At 67.7% G+C, this 2,282-nt stretch carries 2 protein-coding genes; both read left to right on the top strand.

The genetic code is table 11. The features are described from left to right. Positions 1-264: 264 nt before the first annotated feature. Positions 265-1,755 carry an IS21 family transposase gene (gene istA, locus FGL98_RS24920; protein WP_146321554.1) on the top strand — a complete coding sequence of 497 codons (1,491 nt, stop codon included), beginning with the start codon at positions 265-267 and terminating at the stop codon, positions 1,753-1,755. Beyond that, on the top strand, positions 1,752-2,282 hold a 531-nt coding region (locus tag FGL98_RS24915; protein ID WP_146321552.1), incomplete at its 3' end, for an ATP-binding protein. The genes istA and FGL98_RS24915, both read left to right, overlap by 4 nt.

Below are 2,282 nucleotides of genomic sequence, written 5' to 3'. Positions count from 1 at the left end.
TGTCTGTGATCGACTACTTGTAGGCCGTTTCGGCGGGGTTTACCTGCCGAGTCAGTGGCTGGTTTCCTGCCAAAAGAGCGCTAAGAATCCGGCCAGTCCTGCCCGCTCCTTGTGCACGGGGTATCGGGCGAGTAGTTGACCACCTCGGGTGTGTTGCCACCACGCGTGTCGTGGTGGCGACCGCCTGCCTCAATAGGTTCCTTCCAGTGCTGTACGCCGTTGTTGTGTCACCTGGGAGGGCCTGGAAAGTAGATGACGATCGCTATGTCTGTGCAAGAAGAGATCCGCCGGTTGGACGCGCAGGGCGTCCCGGCCCGTCAGATCGCCCGGGACCTCGGCGTTAGCCGGGACTCGGTGGCCAAATATGTTGAAGTAGTGGACTATTCACCGAAGCCGGTCGTGGTCCACCGCCGTCCGGGAGCGTCGGTGTTGGCCGAGCTCTTCCCGGTGATCGAGGGCTGGTTGGTCGACGACGCGCGGCGCCCTCGTAAGCAGCGACACACCGCGAGGCGGGTCTTCGACCGCTTGGTGGCCGAGCACGGGTACACCGGGTCGTACTCGCCGGTGCAGCGCTACATCAAGACCTATAAGCAGCAACGCCGCTCGGCCGGTGACGGGTACGCCGAGCTGGTGTGGGCGCCCGGGGCCGCGCAGGTCGACTTCGGCCAGGCCCAGGCCCTGATCGGCGGGGTCATGCACACGTTGCACGTGCTCGTGGTCACGTTCCCGTACTCGAATATGCGGTTCGCGCAGGCCTACCACGGTGAGACCGCCGAGTGCGTGTGCCATGGGCTGCGGGCCCTGTTCGAGCACATCGGGTGTGCCCCACGCCAGCTGATCTTCGACAACGCGACCGGCATCGGCCGGCGGGTCGGTGACCAGGTCACCGAGTCGAGGTTGTTCTCCACGTTCAAGCTGCACTACCGGTGCACCGCTCGGTACTGCAATCCGTACTCGGGCAACGAGAAGGGCAACGTGGAAAACGCCGTCGGGTTCCTGCGCCGCAACCTGATGGTCCCCGAGCCCGAAGCAGCCAGCATCGCGGGACTGAATCAGGTGCTGCTGGCCCGCTGCGACGGGCTCGCGGTCAAGGAGCATTGGCGCAAGCACGTCCCGATCGGGGACCTGTTCGCCGACGACGTCGCGGCGTGCCTGGCGTTACCGTCGGCCGGGTTCGACCCCGTGCGGTACGAGTCCCGGGTCGCGGACAAGACCGGCACCCTGCTGATCGACGGCACTCCGTATACCGCCGGGCCGGCATTCGCCGGGCGGCGGGTCACGGTCGGGATCCGCCACGACCGCATCGAGCTCCTCGACGAGCACGCGAACCCGATCGTGTCGTTGCCCCGGGTGTTCGGGCAGGGACACGCCAGCGTGTTCGACCCGGCATCGCTGCTACCGCTGCTGGTGCGTAAGCCCGGCGCGTGGGGCAACTCTCCGGTCCGTGCCAAGGTCACGGACCCGGTGCGGGACTGGCTCGACCACGCCGCTGCCAAAGACCGCCGGGACATGCTGGCCGGGCTGGACGCGGCCACCGGCTGCGCCGGGTTCGAGCACGCGGTCACCGCCGCGGACACCCTGATCCGTCGAGGTGATACCCCTGGCACGGACGCGATCGGGATGCTCGCCCGGCGCCTCGCAGCCGGGACCGAACCCGTGACCGGCACCGTCAACCTACGGGTCTATGACGGCCTGGCGTGCACCACGACCACCGACAGCCCGATGGACATCGACGCGGAAGGACAAACCGCATGACCACCACCACCACGACGGGCACGGCGGGCACATCGGTGACGGCGTCCGTTCAAGAGATCCTCGACGCGGGCCGGCACACCCCGTTGACCGGGACCGTCCTGAAGGACTGGGCGGCCAAGGGCACGCCGAAACAACGCGCGTACCTGCTCGGGCTCCTGCACGCCGAGCACGCCTCGAGGCAGGCCTCCCGCCGCCACCGGCTGCTCAAGGCCGCGCACTTGCCCGCTCTCAAGACGTTCGAGGGGTACGACTGGACCACGATCCGCTTCCCCGACGACTACGGCCGCCAGCAGCTGACCGACCTGGACTTCCTCGAGCGGGCGCAGGACCTGATCCTGTTCGGCGACGTCGGCACCGGCAAGACCCACCTGGCCACCGCCCTCGCGGTGGCAGCCTGTCAGGCCGGGATCCCGGCCCGCTACTTCACCACGTCCTCCCTCGTCGCGCAGCTCCGCCGAGCGAAGGATGCCGGCCGACTCGAGAAGGAACTGACCGTCCTGGCCAAGAACCAGCTGATCGTCATTGAC

The organism is Leekyejoonella antrihumi, from assembly GCF_007845645.1.
Taxonomy (GTDB): Bacteria; Actinomycetota; Actinomycetes; order Actinomycetales; family Dermatophilaceae; genus Leekyejoonella; species Leekyejoonella antrihumi.
Note: the sequence above shows the minus strand (reverse complement) of the source record. Positions and strands in the feature narration are given on the sequence as shown.